Raw genomic sequence first — 20,309 nt, 5'->3', positions numbered from 1 at the left:
TCAACCACCCAGCCCCACCATGAGTGCCAGGAGGGCAGGCCACTGGTTCCGGAGCAATGCCCACGCCGCCAGGCCAAGCCCGACCATGGCGTAGCCGCTCACGGGAATCAGGACCAGCCATTCCCGCCGTGAGCCGGCCTTGCCAAGCAACGGGATGGAGAACGCGCCGTTGGCCCGCCAAATCCCGCTGACAAGGGGCAGCTTGCGCCAGAACTTGGGCGGTTTGATGACGATGGGCCACAACAGCGGCACTCCCCCGGTGGTGATCATGTCGCCCGCAATGTGGACCACGACGCCGGTGAGCATGGCCAAGGGCAGCCAGCTCCACTGATGCGGAGCGAACCACGTGACCAGCCCGGCCATGGCGAGCGCGAAGATCCAATGGGAGATCCACCCCGAGTTCGGGAACAGCTTCAGTGCTTTTGCGGCCAGGTTGATCATGAACATGCACAACAGTCCGGCACCCACGGACAAACGGCCTACGGGAGTGTCCAGCTGGAACTGGGCAGCCATGGCGGCGAGCACCACGAAAGCCGAAGCGCCCAGCAGCGAATGGGTTCCCTGCCGGTGCCCTCCGCTGGCCTTCTCGATCCCGACGGCGATCACGTTGGACAGCGGCGGCAGCGAGTGGGCGATGGTGCTTGAGCGGTGGTCCCAATCGCACACCAAGGCAGTTCCCGCCGTCGTCATCGCTCCGATGAGGATTCCGGTGGCGTCCAGCGGGTACCAGCCCAAGGCGTACGGGCCGGTTGAAGCGATAGCTATCCACGCCGCGGCCCCGGACGCGGCGTGGTGTCCTCCCATCAAGCTTCAGCCCGCAGTCTGGGTGGCCGGCGAAGCCGCGAAGATAGCTTCGATTACCGTGTTGGCCCACTCCAGGATTTCGGCGTCCTGCAGGTCGCGGCCGCCGATCCTAGCCGTCTTCGGCTTGGGGAGCAGCACGGCGTCGAGGGCCGGCTTGATCTGCGATCCCGGGTACATGCGGTTGAGCCGCATGACCTTGGATTCAGGCAACTGGGCGGGCGAGAAACGGATGAAGTTGCCTTGGAGCGCGACGTCGGACAGCCCGGCTTCGCGGGCACCCACCCTGAAGCGGGCGACGGCGATCAGGTTCTTCGCGGGCAGCGGCGGCTCTCCGTACCGGTCGACGAGTTCGGCCAATACCTCGTCGATGGCCTCATTGGTGATGGCTGCGGCCAGTTTCCTGTAGGCCTCAAGGCGCAGGCGTTCACCCGGCACATAATCGTGCGGCAAGTGGGCGTTGACGGGCAGCTCGATCTTCATGTCTGCGGCCTTCTCTTCGGCCTCGCCGCGGTATTCGGCCACGGCTTCGCCCACCAGGCGGATGTACAGGTCGAAGCCAACCCCTTGGATGTGCCCGGACTGTTCCCCGCCCAGCAGGTTGCCGGCACCGCGGATTTCGAGGTCCTTCATGGCCAACTGCATGCCCGCGCCAAGCTCGTTGTGGGCCGCGACGGCCTTGAGCCGTTCGAGCGCCACCTCGCCCAACGGCTTCTCGGAGGGGTACAGGAAGTAGGCGTAGGCGCGTTCCCGGCCACGGCCCACGCGGCCACGCAACTGGTGGAGCTGGGAGAGGCCGTACTTGTCCGCACCGTCCACAATCAGGGTGTTGGCATTGGAAATATCCAGGCCGGTTTCAATGATGGTGGTGCAGACCAGGACGTCAAAACGCTTCTCCCAGAAGTCCACGATGATCTTTTCCAGGCGGCTCTCGGACATCTGCCCATGCGCCACTTCGACGCGGGCTTCGGGGACGAGTTCCCGGATCTGGGCGGCGATGCGCTCAATCGAGGACACCCGGTTGTGGACGAAGAAGACCTGGCCTTCGCGCATAAGTTCGCGCCGGATCGCCGCGGAGGTCTGCTTGTTGGTGAACGGCCCGACGTACGTCAGCACGGGGTGCCGCTCCTCCGGCGGTGTGGCCAGCGTGGACGTTTCGCGGATGCCCGTGAGGGACATCTCCAAGGTACGCGGGATGGGAGTGGCGCTCATGGCCAGGACGTCCACGTTGGTGCGCATCTTCTTGAGCGCTTCCTTGTGCTCCACACCGAAGCGCTGCTCCTCGTCCACGATCACCAGGCCAAGGTCCTTGAACTCGAAGTCCTTGGACAGCAGGCGGTGCGTGCCAATGACGACGTCCACGGAGCCGTTCTTGACTCCCTCCATGGTTTCCTTGGCTTCCTTCGCGCCTTGGAAGCGGGACAGCGGCTTGACGCGCAGAGGGAATCCGGAGAATCGCTCGGTGAATGTCTCATAGTGCTGCTGGGCGAGCAGCGTGGTGGGAACCAGTACCGCGACCTGCTTGCCGTCCTGCACCGCCTTGAACGCGGCCCTGACCGCGATCTCGGTCTTTCCGTAGCCGACGTCTCCCGAGACCAGGCGATCCATGGGGATCTCGCGTTCCATGTCGGCTTTGACCTCGTTGATGGTGGTGAGCTGGTCCGGCGTCTCCACATACGGGAAGGCTTCCTCAAGTTCCCGTTGCCACGGCGTGTCCGGCGCGAAGGCATGTCCGCGCGAGGCCATGCGGGCGGAGTACAGCCTGATGAGCTCGCCCGCGATTTCCTTGACGGCCTTCCGGGCCTTGGACTTGGTGCTCGCCCAGTCCGCCCCGCCCATCTTGCTCAACGAGGGCGTATCGCCGCCGACATAGCGGGTCACCTGGTCCAGCTGGTCCGTGGGCACGAAAAGCCGGTCGCCGGGGGCACCGCGCTTGGACGCCGCGTATTCGAGCACGAGGTACTCGCGAAGACCGGCGTCTCCCCCGGAAGAACCGGCAGACGAGCCGGCCACCTTGCGCTGGATCAGCTCCACGAACTTCCCGATCCCGTGCTGTTCGTGGACCACGAAGTCACCGGCGTGCAGCTGGAGGGGGTCGACGGCGTTGCGCCGCTTCGAGGGCATGCGCCGCATGTCTTTCGTGGACCCGGCCGACGAGCGGCCCAGAAGGTCCGCTTCCGTGAGCAACCCCAGCTTGAGGCCGTCCAGCACAAAACCGCGTCCGACGGCGGCAGTGGTCACCTCGATGATGCCGGCCTGGGGTTCGTGGGCCAGGGAGTCGACGCGGGAACACGGGATATCAGCATCATGGAACAACTCGGCGAGACGCTGGGCAGGACCGGGCCCGTCCGTGGCCACCACGATGCGCCACTGCTCGCGCACGTGGGAGCCGATGAATTCGAGCATCTCCGCGACGTCTCCCTGGTAGCCGCGCGGTTCACGGGCGTGCAGGTTCAGGACGTCGATGTCGAGGACCAGGTCTTCGTCGGTCGCCAAGGACGTGATGGACCACCAGGAGACCCCGTGGGCCAGTGCTGCGCTCCGGGTGTCCGTCAAGGATTGGAAGCTGGCCGCATGCAACGCCGAGGCGGCTTGGGAGCCCAGTACCGAGTCGAGATCGAGGGGAGCCGTCCCGCCGTCGGACGCCGTGGACCAGGCTGCCTCGAGGAATTCCTCGTTGGTAGCCGCGAGGTCATGGGCTCGGGTCCGGACCTTTTCCGGTTCGATGACCACACCGATGGAACCGGCCGGCAGCTGGTCCACGAAAGGCACCATGGCGTCCACCAGGACAGGCGCCAGGGACTCCATGCCCTCGACGGCGATGCCGCCCGCGATCTTTTCCAACATGTCAGCGGCGGCCGGCATCTCGGCCTTGAGCCTTGCCGCCCGGGACATGACGGACGGCGTGATGAGGATTTCCCGGCACGGCGGGGCGTGCAATTCGCTGGGGTGGTGCACGGCCGGACCGGAGAGCGAACGCTGGTCTGCCACCGCAAACCAGCGCATCTGGTCCACTTCGTCGCCGAAGAATTCCACCCTGATCGGGTGGTCCTCGGTGGGTGGGAAGACGTCCAAAATACCGCCCCTGACGGCGAATTCACCACGGTGGGTCACCATGTCCACGCGGGAATAGGCAGCGTCGGCAAGGCGGCGTACCACGTCGCTGAAGGGCATTTCCTGCCCCACCCTCAACGTCACCGGGACCAGTTCTCCGAGGCCCGCCACGACCGGCTGGACCACGGCGCGAACCGGCGCCACGACCACCCGCAAGGGACCCGCCGTCGAGCTCTCCGGGTGGGCAAGGCGGCGAAGGACCGAGAGCCTGCGGCCCACTGTGTCCGAGCGCGGGGAGAGCCGTTCGTGCGGCAGGGTTTCCCAGCTGGGGAAGGCCGCCACCGAGTCCGCCGGGAGATAGGCAGCCAAGGCCTCGGTGAGGTCCTCGGCTTCGCGGCCCGTTGCCGTCACGGCCAGCACCACGGCGCTGTCTTCAAGACTCTGGGAGGCGAGGCCATCGGCCATCTCGGCCAGCAGCGCGGCCCGCAGACCCGCGGGGGCGCTGATCTGGTAATCGGAACTGCGTTCGGTGAAGGCCCGGGAGGCCTCGGGCCGGACCCGGGCGAAGGTCCGGTCCTCACCCAGGGCCCGACGCAATCCATCAAGGGATGCGACAGTGCCGGCAGGGCTGATTCCTGAGTTGACCGCTGACGGTTGGCCTTTGGGGCTCATGGATGGCACTCCTGGAGTGGGGAAGGCAGCACGAAAACCCGAAATTCTCTCGAATCCCGGGGCGTTCCTAGCCTACCCCGCCCACACCGTAGGATGTTTGGGAGCCGCAAGAGCTTTCAACCGAGATATTCACGGAGGACCCCCATGGCCCTGAACGCATCCACCACCCTGCCCTACGGCGTCGACCGCGTAGCCGCCACTTTCATCGACGAAGACTTCCTGCGCCACACGAGCGAGTATGTCGGCGGCACTTTGGAATCATTCCAGATCGACGGCGACGTCGCCGGACCCTTCACCACCACAACGGTCCGCACGTTGCCCACCACGCGCCTCCCGGAGATCGCCCGGAAGTTCGTGGGCGAGAAGCTCACCGTCACCCAGACCGAGAAGTGGGACGCCCCGACGGCCGATGGCTCGCGAACCAGCAACATCTCCCTCAAGATCTCCGGCGCCCCGCTGGATGTCACCGCAACGCAGCGCCTGGTGGCCGACGGCGGCAGCACCCGCGTCGAGCTCGAAGGTGCCGTCACGTCGTCGGTTCCGTTCCTCGGCGGCAAGATCGCCGACGCAGCCGAACCGATGGTGGGCAAGGCCTTGAACATCCAGTCCCAGCAGGCCCAGGCCTGGCTCGAAAGCCACTAGCGTGCAGTTGGCAGCCGGGCTGTCGATCGTGCTGATCGTCGCGGGTGCGTGGTCCCTCATCGTGTGGCCACAGTTCCTGCGCCGCGTCATGGCCGACTCCCGTGCTCGCGACGCCAACGGGAAGGCCACGAAGTTCCTCACCGTCCACGTCGTGCTGGTCGCCATCTCCATGGTGCTCGGACTCGCGACGGCGGTCATCGGGATCACGGCGCTGCTCACGTAACGCCCCTTCCGGCCCCAACTGACTCGCATTTGTTGTCGTTATGACGCCTCATAACGACATTAACTGCGAGCTAGTTGGGGCCTCGGCGGGGTGGGTGACCGTTCCGCTAAAATAGAACACAGGTGCGCCGGGAAGTCTGGTCGGCAATAGTTTTGTCGACCCCGCACTCCCCAAGGAGCCACATGGCGAACCGCCCCCACGACGCTGCCCCCTTAAGGGTATTCAGCAGATCCAGTTTCCCGGAATATCAACGGATCCTGGCTATTCTCCGCACTGAAACCGTTGGTGGCGCGCTTTTGCTCGCCGCTACTGTGGCCGCACTCGCCTGGGCAAACTCGCCCCTTGCCAACGGCTACTTCGCGCTGCGCGAAGTGAAGATCGGCTACGCTCCCTGGCACCTGGAATTGAGCCTGGGCCACTGGGCCTCCGACGGGCTCTTGGCCGTTTTCTTCTTTATCGCCGGACTGGAACTCAAGCGTGAATTCGTGGCCGGGGAACTGCGGAAGCCGGCAAAAGCGATCGTTCCGGTGGCGGCAGCGGTGGGCGGCGTGGTTCTTCCCGCGCTCATCTACGTGGTGATCAACCTCGGCTCGGGCGCGGAAACACTCAAGGGCTGGGCCATCCCTACTGCCACTGACATCGCTTTCGCGTTGGCCGTCCTGGCGGTCATCAACACGCATTTGCCCGCGGCATTGCGGACCTTCCTGCTGACACTGGCAGTGGTGGACGACTTGATTGCGATCGGCATCATCGCCTTCTTCTACTCGAGCGGCCTACAGCCCTTCATGCTGCTGGTCGCGGCGGTGCCCTTGGCCCTCTTTACGTTCCTGGTCCAGAAACGCGTCCGCAGCTGGTACCTGCTGCTCCCCTTGGCCGCAGCCACGTGGGCCTTCATCCATGCCTCGGGCATCCACGCCACCGTGGCGGGGGTCCTGCTTGGTTTCGCGGTGCCGGTCGTAGCCTCAGGCAAGAACGGCGAACCTGCCGCCGGGCTCGCCGAAAGCTTCGAACACCGCTTGCGTCCCTTCTCCGCCGGCTTTGCGGTGCCTGTTTTCGCTTTCTTCTCCGCCGGCGTGGCTTTGGGCGGGGCCGAAGGACTGGGAGCGGCCCTGCGCGATCCCGTGGCGGTGGGCATCGTCCTGGCCCTCGTGGCCGGCAAGACGGCTGGAGTGCTCGGCACCACGTTCCTCATCACCAAGACCACCCGCGCGCGGCTGGATGACGGCCTGGCATGGATCGACGTCGCAGGGCTGGCCATGCTGGCGGGCGTCGGTTTCACCGTCTCCCTCCTGATCGCCGAGCTGGGCTTCGGTAGCGGTTCTCCGCACGACGACCACGCGAAAGTGGCCATCCTCGCCGGTTCCCTCGCCGCGGCGGTGCTTGCCGCCGTCGTACTCAAAGCCCGTAACCGGCACTACCGCCACGTGGTGCGGGAGGAGCTAAGGGACGACGACGGCGACGGCGTGCCTGACGTTTTTACCCGCGCCTGACGTGCCGGGACCGCATACGAGTAGCCCGCATTTTAATGCGAGTAATGCCCTTTTCAATTGGGGTGGTCGGCACGCTGTTTGGGCGGAATCTGCAGGAATACCTTGCTGCTATGGACGCGAATAGTATGGAACGAGTGTGGCATGGGGCCCACAGGAAAGCCCAAGAGAAGAACTGGTCATTGATCTTTGTTTGGGTAATTCTCGGTCTCATGTCGATTTCGGTGCTCATCGCAGCGGGTACCCAAATGATGCGATGACTAGGCCAATGGTACAAAAAAGCTCGGACCGGTTTTTCGGGTCCGAGCTTTTCTTTGCCTCGTGCGGTTTTCCAACCTTTATATAGTCAGCCGTGAAGGCCGCAGCACAGCTGCGGTGAACCATTCGGCCTTACCGCACGAATCCCGCGACGGCGGCAAGAATTGTCGCGGCGACGAGGGCGAGCAACAATCCCACAACCACGAATTCCGCCCGGCGGACCCTATGCTGGCTCTGGCGCCATTCGCGCCTGCTCTCCAAGGTAATCATGCTTCGAGGCTAAATCCGGACCACGGGCCGAAATAGAGTGGAGGGTACTCGACCTCGGCCCACCCGCACTAGAGAGCCTGGGCCAACCCTTGGCCCGCCTCGGCCTGGCGCAGCGCGTCCTCCGCGGCAACCCACGCGAGCATGGCGCACTTCACCCGGGCAGGATACTTGGCAACGCCAGCCAGGGCGGCAGCGTCTTGGAGAAGTTCCTCATCCGCTTCCAGCTTGCCGCGCGAACGCATCAATTCGCGGAAGTGGTCGATCGTGTGGCGAAGAGACACCGGGGACATGCCCGGTGCCATTTCACTGAGTATGGACGCCGACGCCATCGAAATGGCACATCCGTCGCCGTCCCAATGGATTTCCGTGACAGCCTGTCCGTCACCGGCGGTGCCAAGACTCAGCCGGAGGGTGATTTCGTCCCCGCAAATGGGATTCAGCTGGTGGCTCTGGCCCGTGTAGCTCTGTTCCGTGCCGGGGGTGCCGGTTCCCGGGGCCGGAAGCTTGGCAAGGTCTCCGCCGCTGCGCGCCTTGGAATGCTCCAGGATCAACTGCTGGTAGAGCGAGTCCAGGCCGCTCATGATGTGGCTCCAGGAGCCGCTACCCCAAAGTACGGCCTGATCCGGGCAACCGCATCCACCAACAGATCGACTTCATCGGATGTGGTGTAGAGGTAGGTACTGGCCCGCGTGGACGCGCTCAGGCCCAGCCTGCGGTGCAACGGCTGGGCACAATGATGGCCCACCCGGACGGCGATGCCCAGCTCGTCGAGGTACTGCCCGACGTCGTGCGCGTGCACTCCGGCGACGTCGAACGCGGCAAGACCAGTCCGTTCTTCTCCCGGCCTGGGGCCCAGCACACGCACGCCGTCGATGGCGCTGAGGCCGGTGACAAGCCTTTGGCCGAGCTCCGCCTCACGACGGGCGATCCGCTGCATTCCTGTTTCGCTGAGGTAGTTTGCTGCGGCAGCGAGGGCCACAGCCTGCGAAATAGGCTGGGTTCCAGCCTCGAAACGCTGGGGAGCAGGCAAGTATTGGGCTTCCTCCATGGTCACTGTGGTGATCATGGAACCGCCGGTCAGGAACGGTGGCATGGCATTGAGCAGTTCGCTGCGGCCATAGACCGCACCGATTCCCGTGGGCCCCAGCATTTTGTGGCCGGAGAACACGGCGAAATCCACGTCCAGCGCCTTGAAGTCCAAGGGGAGGTGCGGCGCGGACTGGCATGCGTCCAGGACCACCAATGCGCCTACTTCCCGCGCCATTCCGACCAACACGCCAACGGGGTTGATATTGCCGAGGACGTTTGACGTGTGGGTGAAGGCCAGAATCCGGGTGCGCGGGGTGATGAGGCGTGCTGCCTCCTCGAGACGCAGCGCACCGGCGTCGTCGAGGGGAATGTACTTGAGGCTTGCCCCGGTCCGCCGGCACAGCTCCTGCCACGGAATCAGGTTGGCGTGGTGTTCCATTTCGGTGACAAGGACTTCGTCCCCCGGCTTGAGGGCGAAGCGTCCGGCTTCCCCGCCCGCTCTGCCTACGCTGGCGTTCGAAAACGAATAGGCCAGGAGGTTCAGCCCGGCGGTGGCGTTGGCGGTCCAGATCAGCTCATCGTCCTCCACACCCACAAAACGTGCCACGGTGGAACGTGCGTCTTCGAAGGCGTCGGTTGCCTCTACCGCAAGGTGGTGCGCTCCGCGATGGACGGCCGAGTTCCGCTGTTCATAGAATTCCTGCTCAGCCTCGAGCACGCTCCGGGGATTCTGCGAGGTGGCCCCGGAATCCAGGTAGACCAGCGGTTTGCCGTTGATTTCCTGCCCAAGAACGGGGAAGTCGTTGCGGATGCGACCGACTTCATCGTCATCGAGTGCGGAAACCTGGGCATCTCCCCACGCGGGGGTGGAAACCATTGTCAAAACCGGTGCTCCTTGTCAGGACTACGTGGCAATCGCCAGCGGCGGACCGCCAGGACTGGCGGCGTCACCTTGTAATTGTCCCACCAATAGGAGCGTTGGCCCTACTCCTCCGGCTTCGCGAGCTCGTCCCACAGTTCGGAAAGCTTCTGCCTGCGGGACACTCCGAGCTTGCCGTAGACCCGCTGCAGGTGGGCGTTGACCGTGTTCACGGCGATACCCAGGCGGGCAGCCACCTCCGCGCTGCTCAGCCCGGAGGCCACCAGGGCAGTCACTTCGCGTTCACGCTGGGAAAGCTTGACGACGCCGGGAAGGACCGAGGATCCGGCCTCCGGACTGGCCGGGTGGGGTTCGTCAAAAACGAAAGCCTCCTCCTGGTCCAACGCTTGCTGAGGTTCTCCGATGCCTACTTGCCCAGTTCCCATTTCCTGTCCTGCTTCCTGTCCCGACGGCATGCCGGACTCGACACTCCACACCAGCTCGGACACTCCGGCCCCCAGCTGCCGGTCTCCCCGGGTGCCGGTACGGGCCGCAAGGCCGAGATTCAACATCTCAAGCGCCCGGTGCCCCTTCTTGGCGGCAGACCCGGCGAGTTGGAGCAGCTTCCGGTGCGAGTGCTCAGCGCCAATCAGCACTGACCGGGCGGCGGACGAATAGCTTTCGGCGAGCTGCGAGGCCAGGTAGTTCCCTCCGCTGGCCCGCGAATCGTAGGCAGCCAGGGCGCGACGGACCTGGTTGACGTCCCCCAGCAACCACGCAGCCGCGGCAAGTCCGCCGAGCGCCGGCGGGAGGAGCCCGTCAGGGTCGGCTTCATCCAGCCGGGCCTTGGCCTGGCGGAACTGTTCACATGCCAGTTCCAGGCTCCCCTGCCTGGCAAGTACGAGTGCCCTGTACAGATGCGCTGAGCCACCGAAATAGCTCATCCGGTTGCTGAAGCTGGAACTTCCGGCGCAGAACATTTCGGGCCCGCCCCATTGCCCGCGCCAGATCAGGTTGGACCCGTGGATGGTCAGCACAGTGGAGTGGAAGTCCACGGGGCAGCGCGGCAGCCGCCCCACCGCTTCGAGCGCCAGGGTCGAAAGTGCGACGGCGTCCGCGAACCGTCCGCTGACAGCCAGCCCCTGGGAGACGAGCGCCATCAACAGCACGCCGGCCTGGGTGGGCGGGGGTGGATGGCCCTCCGATCTCAATCCAGGATCGACCAATTGGCTATGGCAAAGCCTTTGGAACAGCTCGGTGTTGGCTGAAGGCCAGCTACCGTTTTGGGCGTCCAGATACAGCTGGAGGACGTCCAGTTCGTCCCGGACGGCGGACTCGCCAAGATGGGCTGGCTCGCCGGGCTGGATGCCGACGGCGGCAGCCTCCAGCCGCCGTCGGGCATCCTGGAGGACCGCCTTCAGCACATTGGCTCCCGGCGATGTCGGCAGAAGCGCATGCAGCAGAAGCCACACAGCGTGGGCGAAGTCGAGCGTCAGGACGTCGGGGGTGTTCGCCACCAGACCCTTCAAGACCGTCACAGCCCCGGGAAAGTCCCTCGTCTGATAGAGCGCCCTCGCCAGTTCCACGCCGGCAACCAGTCCGAGTTCCGGCGCCCGCACCGCTTCCGCGGCCCGCCGGGCCCTCCGGTTGTCGTGAATGTCGTTCGCGGCGATGGCCACGGCCAAAAGATCGGCGTCCGGCACCGGTAAACCGCTTGCCTGTTCTAGGTCCACGCGGCGGAACAGCGTCCACAGCGAATCATCGCCAACGGGTGAGGACGTCGCGTAGATGCTCCTCCGAAGTTCGAGGATCCGTTCAGGTCCCAAGTGCTGCCGGGCCAGCCTCGCTTCGATGGCATGGCTGAGCGTTGCCGTCTCCTGGCTGTCTTTCAGGACCCGGATGGTTCCGTCGGACCGCAGCGCTTCGATCGCCCGCTTTGGGCCGAGTTGTTCAAGGACGGCCAGCGGTATCGGCTCCCCCACCGCCAGAATGTCCACCACCTGCCGCTGTGGCACGGAATAGCCCTCAAGCCGGTGGCGGGTCAGCTCGAGCGCTTGCGAACCGTCCAAGCGGATTGGTCCGGACAACATCCAGGAATCGGCCTGTTCCACGATCTCGCCACGCGCTGCGGCTTCGTCCACCAACAACTTCGCGGTCTGCAGGTTTCCACCGGTGAGGGTATGGATGTCCCGGACCAGGCTGCGGGCTGCGCGCCCGCCGAGGCGATCATCAAGGAATTCGCGAAGCTGCTCCTGCGTGAGATCGTCCAGGGTCACCACCGACAGCTGCCGCGACACCACGGATTCCATGAGTTCCATTCTCAAGGGCCGGTCCGAGCGGTGGGTGGCAATCAGGCGGATGTCCGGTTCAACAAGCAGTTGGCTCAGGAGCCAAAGAGACATGTCATCCAGGAAATCTATGTTGTCCAGTACCAGCAGTGCGGCGGATCCGGAGGTCGCTGCGCCACGCACCGCTTTGCGGCAAGCCGCCACGATGGAACCCGGCCACACTTTGGCCCTCGCCGGCAGGTCCGGAACAAGTGCCATGGCGATTCCAAAGGGAATGTCCGCGAACGACTCCGAGACGTTGTGGGCGATCACGCTGAAGGAACCGCCCAGCACTGAAGCCGCTGCGTCCAAGAGGGTGGTCATTCCGGAGCCTCCCGGTCCCGAGATGACTATCCCGGCCGGTTCCGGCCCGGACAAGGCAATAACAATCTCCTGGAGCTCCGCGGCCCGAATAATCGGGGGCGGGGTGTGGGTCCCTTCGGTATCGTCCATGGTCCTGTCTCATCTTCGGGCCGCCGGACACACGTTCCTGACGGCTGTGGCACGGACCGGTGTCATTTCCAAACGTTACCTTCGGGTTTCAGTCCCTGGATTGAGTGGTAACTACTTGGTTTTCCGGGGCTACTTGCACGAAACATCCCCGCTCCACGGAGCCTCCGGGCGACGCACCACGACGCCGTTTCCACCCCGGTTTTCCCGCCGGATTTGCATCCTCTGTTACCGCTCTGTGATCTGACTGTGTAAGCTGGTGCCGCAAGAGTAAGTTCCGGCTGGCTACTTCTGGGGAGTTGAAGCGCAGCCGATTTCCGCAACAACTCTGTCGTGACACACCGTTTGGCCGTGTACGACGCTGCCGCACGTTCAGCTGCAGCTCGCCTTATCCATTGCCCAGGTCTCGTATGTCTATGTCCCCAACAGATATGTCACCCAAAATATGAAACACCTGTTCACAGCACTCATCGCCGTGGCTGTACTTGCCTTTGGTGGGTTCGCCACCATCTCAGCTGTCCAGTCATCACACAAATCCTCCTATCAGGCCGGCGACCGCGGTTCATATTCGCGGCCAAGCTCATCGCCTTCGCCTTCATCCGCGCAAACGCGCACCGCTACGCCGGCACCGACGCCGACGCCCACGCCCACGCCCAGCAATGTTCCGGCCGCGGCGCCGTCGAGCACGCCCGCTGCCGCCGCCCCCGCTCCGGCTGCAACAGCCGCCGGCGCACCCGCACCAACGGCAGCGCCCCTCCCCGTCACGGGAACCTACCCCCTCCACACCAACATCGTGAGCACCACGTTCTGGGTGGGCGAGATCTTCAATGCCAGCCTCTCGGACGGCTCCCAGGTCTGCTCCACCTACAACGGCCAGTGGGCCTTGCAGCACACGGGGGTCAACATGGGAACCACTCCGTCCAGCGCGAGCGGTTGTCCCGGCAGCACTTACGGCGGTTGCGACGGAGTCAGCTCCGGCACCGGCACGAGCTTCCAGTGCGCCACGGAACAGCGCGTAGCCAGCAATGGGTACTTCCCGCTGCACCAGCCCAAGCCTTTGCAGAACCCGTTCTACTTGGACCTGCCTTACGACGACGTCAATGACAGCGTCGCTTTCGCCGAGCGTTGCAATGTTATTCCGTGGGCCGCCGCGGACAACGCCAAAACGGGCGTCAACCACTGTGCGGACTCAAGCTACAGCTACATGAAGAACGCATGGGTCCAGATCACCGGCCCCAATGGCGCCGTTTGCTACGGACAAGTTGAAGACGCCGGGCCCTCGAGCGGTTCGCTCTACCACGATTCGGCCTACGTCTTCGGCGCGAACAACGCCCGTCCGGCCAACAAGTCCTTCTCCGGCGACCCGAGCCAGGGTGCAGGCATGGATGTCTCCCCTGCATTGAACGGCTGCCTGGGCTTCGCCGAGCTGAACGGCGACAATGACCACGTATCGTGGCGTTTCGTTGACCGTGCCAGCGTGCCGGCCGGTCCGTGGCTCAACGTTGTCACCACTTCGGGAGTCACCAACTAATATCCCGGGACCCACGGGTCAGCAGGACATTACCCACTCCGGGAGTGTCGGACGCCCATGCCACCCAGCCGCAATGGCTGCCTGGCATGGGCGTCCGCGTGTCCGCCACCTTTCCAGGGCTGTCCCTAGCCGGTCCGCACCACGGACGGCCCCGGCGTCGCGATTTCCTGAGGTTGGCGTTGGATCCTCCGAACCGGGCTGACCCACACTCCCGACGAACTCGCCGAGTACGCCTTGGGCAAGACCTGGAGGCAAATCACTGCGTCCAATATCCGCATCAACGGAAAGAAGGGCGCCATCAACAAAAAGCGCGGGTTGCGCATCGAAACTGCGGCAAGGACTGTCAAGAAGAGGTCCGGCAGGAAGACCCCAATGAGAACGTCCTGGGGCCGCAGGACGCCTGACAGAAAGATAAAAACCTCTGAGCGATTGCCGAAAATCCACACCTCGATGGCAGCGAGGGACGATAGCAGGAATGCCGGCACCAGAAGGACGAAGAAAAGGCAGCTGGCTACGAGTTCAACAATGTACAGCCCCAGGACAAACCAAAATCTGCTGAATTGCAGGCCGTGCCGCCTGACGGTTTGCCAGAAACCAAGAATCCACCGCCGCACCTGCTTGATATAGTCCTTCAGGTTGTCCGGATCCTGGGTGTACGCAACAGCCGCAGAGGGATGGAATGCGATCCTTCCCAGTTTCTTCGCATGGATTTCAAACGTCATGTTGAAGTCTTCGATCACCAGTCCCGGCGCCAGGACCTCTATTTTTGCGAGTGCACTGGTTCTGTACATGCTGGCGAATCCGGGCACGATGGAGACGACATTTGCCCCTTGCGCCGCTTGGCCGTATTTGAGGAGCAATTGGACCACGATGTACAAGCGCTCCCGGTAGGCCACGAGGAATCGGCCGATCGCCGTCGGAGGTGCCGGGCTCATGATCGATTTGGCCCGTCCCGCGACGGCAACCACCGTCGGATCGTCAAACAGCGGCAACCCCGTTTCGAGGTAATCCGGCGTCGGGCGTGTGTCCGCGTCCAGGAGCATGACCACCTTGAACCGCTTGCACAGGTCGAAGTGGGCGATGCCCGCCGCGAGTGCGCCTGCCTTGCCACGGTTCGGTTCAAGGTCAAGGACCTTCACCCCCGCGGCCCGAGCAATAGCTGCGGTGTCATCAGTGGACATGTCCGAAACGACGTGGATGTTGCGGCGAGGTACCAAAGCGGACGCGGCGAGGATTGTCTCCCTGATGACCAGGGCCTCGTTGTGGGCGGCCACGAGGACCGCGACATTCGCCGGGTAGAGCCGCACCCCCTTCGCACGATGGCGGGCCCGCGGACGCCGAGGGATCGGTACCGTGCCGCCGCGCAGCAGCGCGATCCACCCCCGGATCCGGGAAGACAACCCCTTGACCCGCCACGATTCCTCACCCGCCAGGCGGACCAGCCCGGCAACCGACCAAAAGATCGTACTGACCCCCAGAACCAAGAAGATCGAAAGCAGAACTATCACGGCGACGGAGCTCCCACTGTGTCGTACATTTCGTAATCATCGGTAGCAAGCTGGCCATCACTGAAGAGGTTCAGTCCAAAGCTGATGGCCTCGGCTCCTGCCGGAACGGGCGGCGTATCCCAGATCGCCTGCTCGTAACTGGTGTTGGCCGCGAACCACGGACTGGCCGTCCAGTAGGTCCACGTGCCCAGCTTGTTGCGGTAATACACTTCGAATTGGGTCTTCGCGTTGGACTGGTACCACGCCCTGAGCGAATAGCTGTGGCCGGTACTCACGCTCGGAGCGCATGCTCCCAGATCGAGGACGGGAAGCAGCTTGGCATCACCGGACGAGTATTCGCTCACGTCCAGGCGTCGGGCCACAGCGCCGGAGTGTCCAGGGGTCAAGGTGCTCAGGACCACAGCATTCTTGCCATAGGACGACACCTGCCAGCATTGCGGCAAGCCATACTTTCCAGCCGTTTCCAGCCCCGGATTCCGAAGGGCATTCGTTCCTGGTGCAGCCGGCGCCGCCATGGGACCGTTCACCACGGGTTTCGCCACGCCGCCGATCACGTCATGTACCGTGCGCACGGCCATGGTCCCTTGTTGTGTCCTGGCCGCCAGCCAAGTGGCGAACTGTTCGAACAACGCGGGGCTGATGGAGCGGGGGCTGCCGCTGTTGTCGACGTCGTAGAAGGTCAATTGCAACCAGCCCCCGGCCTTTTCGGCCTGCGTTACTGTCGCCTGAAGGTCGGCCAACGTCCACTTGCTGCCGACCTCGGATGTTGCCCGCGTCCGGAACAGGTCCGCCGGACGGACGGTTTCCGCTGCAGCGCAGCCCGCGCAGTCGATGGGAGTGGTTATCTCGCCGAGGCCACGCGCGCTGTTGTAGCCACATCCAGCGACCTGCTCTTCCGACTTCGTCGTCGAAGCCGCAAACGGATAGGCAAAGGAGGTGACCTTGAAGCCCCAGTCCGTAAGGTTCACGCGATCGTTGCAGATCTGCCTCGATGCTTCGTCAGGCTCTACGGAAGTCACATCGGCAAGGGTGACCGTATGGCCACCGATTTCATTCTGGTCCGCGGCCAGGGTGTGGAGATTGTCCGTTGTCATGTAGTCAGGCGCTCCAACAAAGCCCGAATCGATGAAAAACGTGCCCCGGAGGCCGTGGTCCTTCAAGATCCGGGCCGCCTCCATCTGGCTTGACCGGCCCGCATCAAACGTCAAGCTAACGGATGAGAGCGGGGCGGCAGACGGCGTGGGGCTGGTGGTTCCGGATCCGGATCCGGAGGGAGCCTGGCTTCCGTTGATCAGCGATGTTGCGCCCGTCAACAGGAGCAGCACCGACACCCACGAGGCAGCCCAAAGACCTGCCCGCTTCCTCGACATGCGGATCGGTCCGGATGCGATGCCCTTCCCCCGCGGACTCATCGCCAACCCGCACTGCCGTGGTTCCTGAAGGGGCCGGTGGCGACTGGGGGAAGCCTCGGTCTCAAAGGCTTATTCACCACCGGCCCCCGCTCAGGGGCCCTCTCGATGAGGGCGCGCTGCCGTCCGGCAGCGCCGTCAATTGGCGCAGGGTCCATGGGAGGGACCGTGCTGGATCCCCCAAGAGCAGGTTCGAACTCCAGGCAAACGCCTTCTCGGTTTAATCCGCCGCGTCCTAATGCCGCTCGGACCAGAGCGTCCATTTCCATTGTGAGACCTGTCTTTCCCCCGTTGCCCTCAACCAACTGACACCATCAGCGTAAGAACCAGGGCGACGACGGACACGAGTACGCTCTACCCGTCTTTACACTCAACCTTGACGTCCGGACGGTGCCACTACTCGTGCGCTGCGCGCGCAACACCGGGCTCAAACGTCGGGGCGCGGGCAGGGGCGAATCCGATCCGTTCGTGGTCAAATGGTGCAATCAGGCAGTCGGAATTTAAGGATGGCGGAAGAGAGTGTCCAGGAACCGGGGAAGCGGCGCGTCCGTTTCGACTGAGTCGGACGGCGCGCGGGACGCCCGTCGCTCGTCGTCCCCGGCCAAGGGACCTCGCCGCCAGCTGTCAGCTTTCGCCCGGGCCTGCATTGCCGCAATCCTTGTGGCGGTGGGGATGGGAGGCATCCTCGTGTGGCGTTTTACCACGGACGCAAACGGTTCCCTCGAGCCCCCGTGGTTTTCCGGCTACGTCGACGTGACTGTGGTCCCTCAATACGCTTTCGAGACACCCGTGGGCGAGGGCACCAAGAATGTCACGCTGGCGTTCGTGGTGGCAATGGCTGGACAGCCCTGCACACCGAGTTGGGGTAGCACATACAGCCTCGATGCCGCGAAGACCTCGCTCAAGCTCGAAGAACGTATCGCCAAGCTTCGGTCAAACGGCGGCGCCTTCGCTGTGTCCTTCGGCGGCTCAGTCAACAGCGAGCTCGCCAACTCCTGCTCGAATACAACAGATCTGGAAAGGGCCTATCGTGCGGTCCTGGAACGCTACAACCCCGGAACAATCGACTTTGACGTTGAGGGCGACAACCTGGCGGACAGCGCGGCCTGGCAGCGCCGCGCCGCAGCCGTCGCTGCCCTCCAGAAGGAGAGGATCAAGGAAGGGCACGCCCTCTCAATTTGGCTTACCCTCCCGGTCACCCCGCAAGGGCTGACCGACGCCGGAACCTCCGCCGTCGACCAGATGCTCGCCGCCGGCGTCGAACTCTCCGGGGTCAACATCATGACCATGAACTACGGTTCAAGCCGGAGCGAATCGCAAAGCATGCTCGATGCCGGAACCTCAGCGGCCCAGTCCACCAACGACCAGCTAAGCATCATCTACCAGCGTGCGGGAATCACCCTCAACAGCGAACAGATCTGGGGAAAGATGGGCCTGACACCTATGATCGGCCGGAACGACCTCCCGGGCGAGATATTCGACCTTGACGCGGCCCGCGGATTGAACTCATTCGCCATCAGCAAGGGGGTTCAACGGGTGTCCATGTGGTCCTTGAACCGGGACACGTCGTGCCCCCAGGACACCCCCGAGGATCCGGCTAGCCATGTGTGTAGCGGGATCGAACAAGGAACCCAACGCTTCTCCGATGTATTGAGCGCGGGATTCCACGCCAAACTGCCCTGACCCGCCGATCAACGATCCCGCCGATTGGCAGAGGATCATGCCTGGCCTGGACGGTCCGCCCTGTTCTGGTTCTTGGCTTCGGCCGGGCGGGCGAGGTGCCTTCCGTTACCGTGCCGAAACAGCTTCTTAAGCCACTGCATGGATACCTCCGGTTTTCTTGGGACTGTCTCTACCGGATTGCCTGGACGGCTCCGGTTGCCGGTGCTACTTCACTTGGCTGACCGTGACGATGTTCAGCCACGGTCCCGCGGGAACCTGGTCCCGTGGCACGAACTGCCAGTCGACTTTGTCCGACTCGCCATCAAGATCGGAGAAACCAAGGCACCCGTTGAGCGCGGGCGAGACGTCCATTCCGGCCCCGTTGAACTTCTTGTTGGCCGGACGGGCGTCATTGGAGCCGAAAACGTAGTCCTTGTCGTGATACTGGCCCGGACCCGCATCCTCAATCTGTCCGTAGCATTCCCGGTTGCCCATCCGGATCCTGACCCATTGGTTCTTCATGTAACTGAAGGAACGGTTCTGGGCATTGCCCGCGAAACCCGGATCGTTTGCCCACGGGATGACACTGGCTCGCTCCGCGAAGGCGGTGGGATCGTTGACGTCGTCGTAAGGAAGATCGAGGTAGAACGGGTTCTCCTTTGGAGTCATGCTGGTCGGTGCATAGCCTTTGGCCTGCGTTCTCGCCTCGGTCTTGCAGCCGTTCGTCACGACGCCGTCACAGCCTCCATAGCTCTGCATCCACTGGGAGTCGTAGGTCGACATCACTTGGCTCCCGTCTGCCGCTTTGGGATCAAAGATCTCGCCGACCCAAAAGGTGGTGGATACAATCCCGGTGTGCCAGGGATACCGGCCGGCTGATTGCGTCGGACTCGGGCTCGGGCTCGGTCCACCGCACGCTGCCGTCAGCAGGGTCAGGACCGCAAGCACAGCCGCTCCACCTCGGCCGTGACGCTTGGATCCGGATGCTGGGCGATTCACATCGTGCTCCTGGAAAAGGGTTCGTCGGATCTTTCCTTGGACAAGGGCGGGCGACCGGTCAGCGCGTACTCCACTCACCCAGCCGCCCGTCCTTACGCTGTAGGCTATGCCGTCCCTTCGTTCACGACGCGAGGGTAATCTTCCAACCTGCCGGATCCAAGACTTTTGCGGGTTTGTAGTCGGCCGCGACGTTGAGGATGATCTCATCCAAGGTGGTCTTCGGCTCGAAGCCAACAAGCCCGAAGGACTTGCTGTTGTCCGGAACCCGCCGGCGCATGTCCTCGTAGCCCTCTGAGTAGGCCTGCTCATAAGGCACCAGAGTGATCGCGCTGCCGCTCCCAAGGAGTTCGACAATCCTCTCGGCCAACGTCAGGATCGAAATCTCGTAGCTGCCGCCGAGGTTGTACGCATTTCCGTAGGCAAGCGGTTCCTCGGAAATGCGGACGATGGCCGGAACGATGTCCCCGACGTAGGAGAAGCACCTGGTTTGATGGCCGTCTCCGTAAACCGTCAGGGGTTCACCGACGAGCGCCTGCCGCACAAGCCGCGGAACAACCATTCCATAGCGGCCTGTCTGCCGCGGACCGACCGTGTTGAAGAGCCGCACGATGGCAACCGGCAACCCGAATTGGCGCCAGTACGCGTGGGCAAATGCCTCGTCAATACCCTTGGCGGCTGCGTAGGTCCACCGGGACTTGAGCGCGGATCCCAGGATGCGGTCCGCTTCCTCCGAGAGGCTGTCCGAGGTGTTCTTCCCGTAAATCTCGCTTGTGGATGCCAGCAACAGCGAGGCACCTGATTCAAGGACCGAGTCCAGGACCACTTCGGTGCCATGGATATTCGTGCGGAGGCTCTCCAACGGGTGGTCGACGATCAAATTCACGCCAACCGCAGCGGCCAGGTGGAAGACCCTGTCGGCACCCGCCACCACCTTGTCCACTGCGTCACGGTCGAGAATGGTGCCCTCGACGAAGTGGAAGTTCCTGTGGCCGATGACGCCTTTGAGATTCTCCAGGCGTCCGGTCGACAAGTTGTCCAGCACGGCGACTTCGTCCCCGGCCGCCAACAAGTACTCAACAAGATGGCTTCCTATGAACCCGGCACCGCCGGTGATTGCTGTTTTCATTA

The 20,309-nt window shown here is 63.7% G+C and carries 17 protein-coding genes; 6 read left to right on the top strand and 11 right to left on the bottom strand.

What is annotated here, in order from left to right; all coding sequences use genetic code 11:
- Both AC1DJB_RS12020 and mfd read right to left on the bottom strand, forming a co-directional pair.
- Positions 1-804 (bottom strand): metal-dependent hydrolase, encoded by an 804-nt coding sequence (locus AC1DJB_RS12020; RefSeq protein ID WP_284989811.1) that lies wholly within the window; start codon positions 802-804, stop codon positions 1-3.
- Between the two features lie 6 nt (positions 805-810).
- Positions 811-4,527: a transcription-repair coupling factor gene (mfd, locus tag AC1DJB_RS12015; RefSeq protein WP_284989812.1), complete on the bottom strand. Its 3,717-nt coding sequence runs from the start codon at positions 4,525-4,527 to the stop codon at positions 811-813.
- A gap of 144 nt (positions 4,528-4,671) precedes the next feature.
- On the opposite strand from mfd, the gene AC1DJB_RS12010 reads away from it, so the two are divergent.
- The 3 genes from AC1DJB_RS12010 (at position 4,672) to nhaA (ending at position 6,882) form a co-directional block, all read left to right on the top strand.
- Positions 4,672-5,169 carry a DUF2505 domain-containing protein gene (locus tag AC1DJB_RS12010; RefSeq protein WP_441437688.1) on the top strand — a complete coding sequence of 166 codons (498 nt, stop codon included), beginning with the start codon at positions 4,672-4,674 and terminating at the stop codon, positions 5,167-5,169.
- 1 nt (position 5,170) lies between these two features.
- Positions 5,171-5,392: an SCO4848 family membrane protein gene (locus tag AC1DJB_RS12005; RefSeq protein ID WP_307052623.1), complete on the top strand. Its 222-nt coding sequence runs from the start codon at positions 5,171-5,173 to the stop codon at positions 5,390-5,392.
- A 182-nt stretch (positions 5,393-5,574) separates the two neighbouring features.
- Positions 5,575-6,882, top strand: a complete 1,308-nt coding sequence (nhaA, locus tag AC1DJB_RS12000; protein WP_441437687.1) for a Na+/H+ antiporter NhaA — start codon at positions 5,575-5,577, stop codon at positions 6,880-6,882.
- Between the two features lie 387 nt (positions 6,883-7,269).
- Here nhaA and AC1DJB_RS11995 read toward each other — a convergent pair whose 3' ends face one another.
- From AC1DJB_RS11995 to AC1DJB_RS11975, 5 genes are all read right to left on the bottom strand, one after another.
- Positions 7,270-7,407: a hypothetical protein gene (locus tag AC1DJB_RS11995; RefSeq protein ID WP_172465507.1), complete on the bottom strand. Its 138-nt coding sequence runs from the start codon at positions 7,405-7,407 to the stop codon at positions 7,270-7,272.
- Positions 7,408-7,475: 68 nt separating this feature from the next.
- Complete coding sequence (gene sufU / locus AC1DJB_RS11990) at positions 7,476-7,988, bottom strand: Fe-S cluster assembly sulfur transfer protein SufU (RefSeq protein WP_059387921.1); 513 nt, start codon at positions 7,986-7,988, stop codon at positions 7,476-7,478.
- The gene (locus tag AC1DJB_RS11985; protein ID WP_476910288.1) at positions 7,985-9,319 is read right to left on the bottom strand and encodes an aminotransferase class V-fold PLP-dependent enzyme; all 1,335 of its coding nucleotides are present in this window, start codon (positions 9,317-9,319) and stop codon (positions 7,985-7,987) included. Before AC1DJB_RS11985 ends, sufU begins: the two co-directional genes overlap by 4 nt.
- Before the next feature lie 101 nt (positions 9,320-9,420).
- Positions 9,421-12,075: a LuxR C-terminal-related transcriptional regulator gene (locus AC1DJB_RS11980; RefSeq protein WP_476910287.1), complete on the bottom strand. Its 2,655-nt coding sequence runs from the start codon at positions 12,073-12,075 to the stop codon at positions 9,421-9,423.
- A 540-nt stretch (positions 12,076-12,615) separates the two neighbouring features.
- Positions 12,616-12,837 carry a hypothetical protein gene (locus AC1DJB_RS11975; RefSeq protein WP_441437684.1) on the bottom strand — a complete coding sequence of 74 codons (222 nt, stop codon included), beginning with the start codon at positions 12,835-12,837 and terminating at the stop codon, positions 12,616-12,618.
- 28 nt (positions 12,838-12,865) lie between these two features.
- Here AC1DJB_RS11975 and AC1DJB_RS11970 point away from each other — a divergent pair, with 28 nt between their 5' ends.
- Positions 12,866-13,603, top strand: coding sequence for a hypothetical protein (locus AC1DJB_RS11970; protein ID WP_284989820.1), 738 nt, complete (start codon positions 12,866-12,868; stop codon positions 13,601-13,603).
- A 125-nt stretch (positions 13,604-13,728) separates the two neighbouring features.
- Here the strand turns inward: AC1DJB_RS11970 and AC1DJB_RS11965 are convergent, their stop codons facing one another.
- Positions 13,729-15,111: a glycosyltransferase family 2 protein gene (locus AC1DJB_RS11965; protein ID WP_284989821.1), complete on the bottom strand. Its 1,383-nt coding sequence runs from the start codon at positions 15,109-15,111 to the stop codon at positions 13,729-13,731.
- Entirely contained in the window at positions 15,108-16,289 is a 1,182-nt protein-coding gene (locus AC1DJB_RS11960; protein WP_441437697.1) for a polysaccharide deacetylase family protein, read from the bottom strand. Before AC1DJB_RS11960 ends, AC1DJB_RS11965 begins: the two co-directional genes overlap by 4 nt.
- Between AC1DJB_RS11960 and AC1DJB_RS11955 the strand changes: the two genes are divergently transcribed.
- Both AC1DJB_RS11955 and AC1DJB_RS11950 read left to right on the top strand, forming a co-directional pair.
- On the top strand, positions 16,237-16,551 hold the full coding sequence (locus AC1DJB_RS11955; protein ID WP_307052687.1) for a hypothetical protein: 315 nt from the start codon (positions 16,237-16,239) through the stop codon (positions 16,549-16,551). The two genes, AC1DJB_RS11960 and AC1DJB_RS11955, sit on opposite strands and share 53 nt — an antisense overlap.
- A gap of 488 nt (positions 16,552-17,039) precedes the next feature.
- Complete coding sequence (locus AC1DJB_RS11950) at positions 17,040-18,203, top strand: chitinase (protein WP_441437683.1); 1,164 nt, start codon at positions 17,040-17,042, stop codon at positions 18,201-18,203.
- 204 nt (positions 18,204-18,407) lie between these two features.
- On the opposite strand, the gene AC1DJB_RS11945 is transcribed toward AC1DJB_RS11950, so the two are convergent.
- Both AC1DJB_RS11945 and AC1DJB_RS11940 read right to left on the bottom strand, forming a co-directional pair.
- Positions 18,408-19,181 (bottom strand): hypothetical protein, encoded by a 774-nt coding sequence (locus AC1DJB_RS11945; RefSeq protein WP_059387926.1) that lies wholly within the window; start codon positions 19,179-19,181, stop codon positions 18,408-18,410.
- Between the two features lie 121 nt (positions 19,182-19,302).
- Complete coding sequence (locus AC1DJB_RS11940; RefSeq protein ID WP_059387927.1) at positions 19,303-20,307, bottom strand: dTDP-glucose 4,6-dehydratase; 1,005 nt, start codon at positions 20,305-20,307, stop codon at positions 19,303-19,305.
- Between the last annotated feature and the right edge of the window lie 2 nt (positions 20,308-20,309).

Source organism: Arthrobacter sp. 01T428 (assembly GCF_056398685.1).
Note: the sequence above shows the minus strand (reverse complement) of the source record. Positions and strands in the feature narration are given on the sequence as shown.

Coding starts and splice junctions, on each gene's coding strand:
- AC1DJB_RS12020 (WP_284989811.1), bottom strand. CDS start 804: ATGGGAGGACACCACGCCGCGTCCGGGGCCGCGGCGTGGATAGCTATC.
- AC1DJB_RS11960 (WP_441437697.1), bottom strand. CDS start 16,289: ATGGAGGCGGCCCGGATCTTGAAGGACCACGGCCTCCGGGGCACGTTT.
- AC1DJB_RS11955 (WP_307052687.1), top strand. CDS start 16,237: ATGAAAAACGTGCCCCGGAGGCCGTGGTCCTTCAAGATCCGGGCCGCC.
- sufU (WP_059387921.1), bottom strand. CDS start 7,988: ATGAGCGGCCTGGACTCGCTCTACCAGCAGTTGATCCTGGAGCATTCC.
- AC1DJB_RS11995 (WP_172465507.1), bottom strand. CDS start 7,407: ATGATTACCTTGGAGAGCAGGCGCGAATGGCGCCAGAGCCAGCATAGG.
- mfd (WP_284989812.1), bottom strand. CDS start 4,527: ATGAGCCCCAAAGGCCAACCGTCAGCGGTCAACTCAGGAATCAGCCCT.
- AC1DJB_RS11980 (WP_476910287.1), bottom strand. CDS start 12,075: ATGGACGATACCGAAGGGACCCACACCCCGCCCCCGATTATTCGGGCC.
- nhaA (WP_441437687.1), top strand. CDS start 5,575: ATGGCGAACCGCCCCCACGACGCTGCCCCCTTAAGGGTATTCAGCAGA.
- AC1DJB_RS12010 (WP_441437688.1), top strand. CDS start 4,672: ATGGCCCTGAACGCATCCACCACCCTGCCCTACGGCGTCGACCGCGTA.
- AC1DJB_RS11940 (WP_059387927.1), bottom strand. CDS start 20,307: ATGAAAACAGCAATCACCGGCGGTGCCGGGTTCATAGGAAGCCATCTT.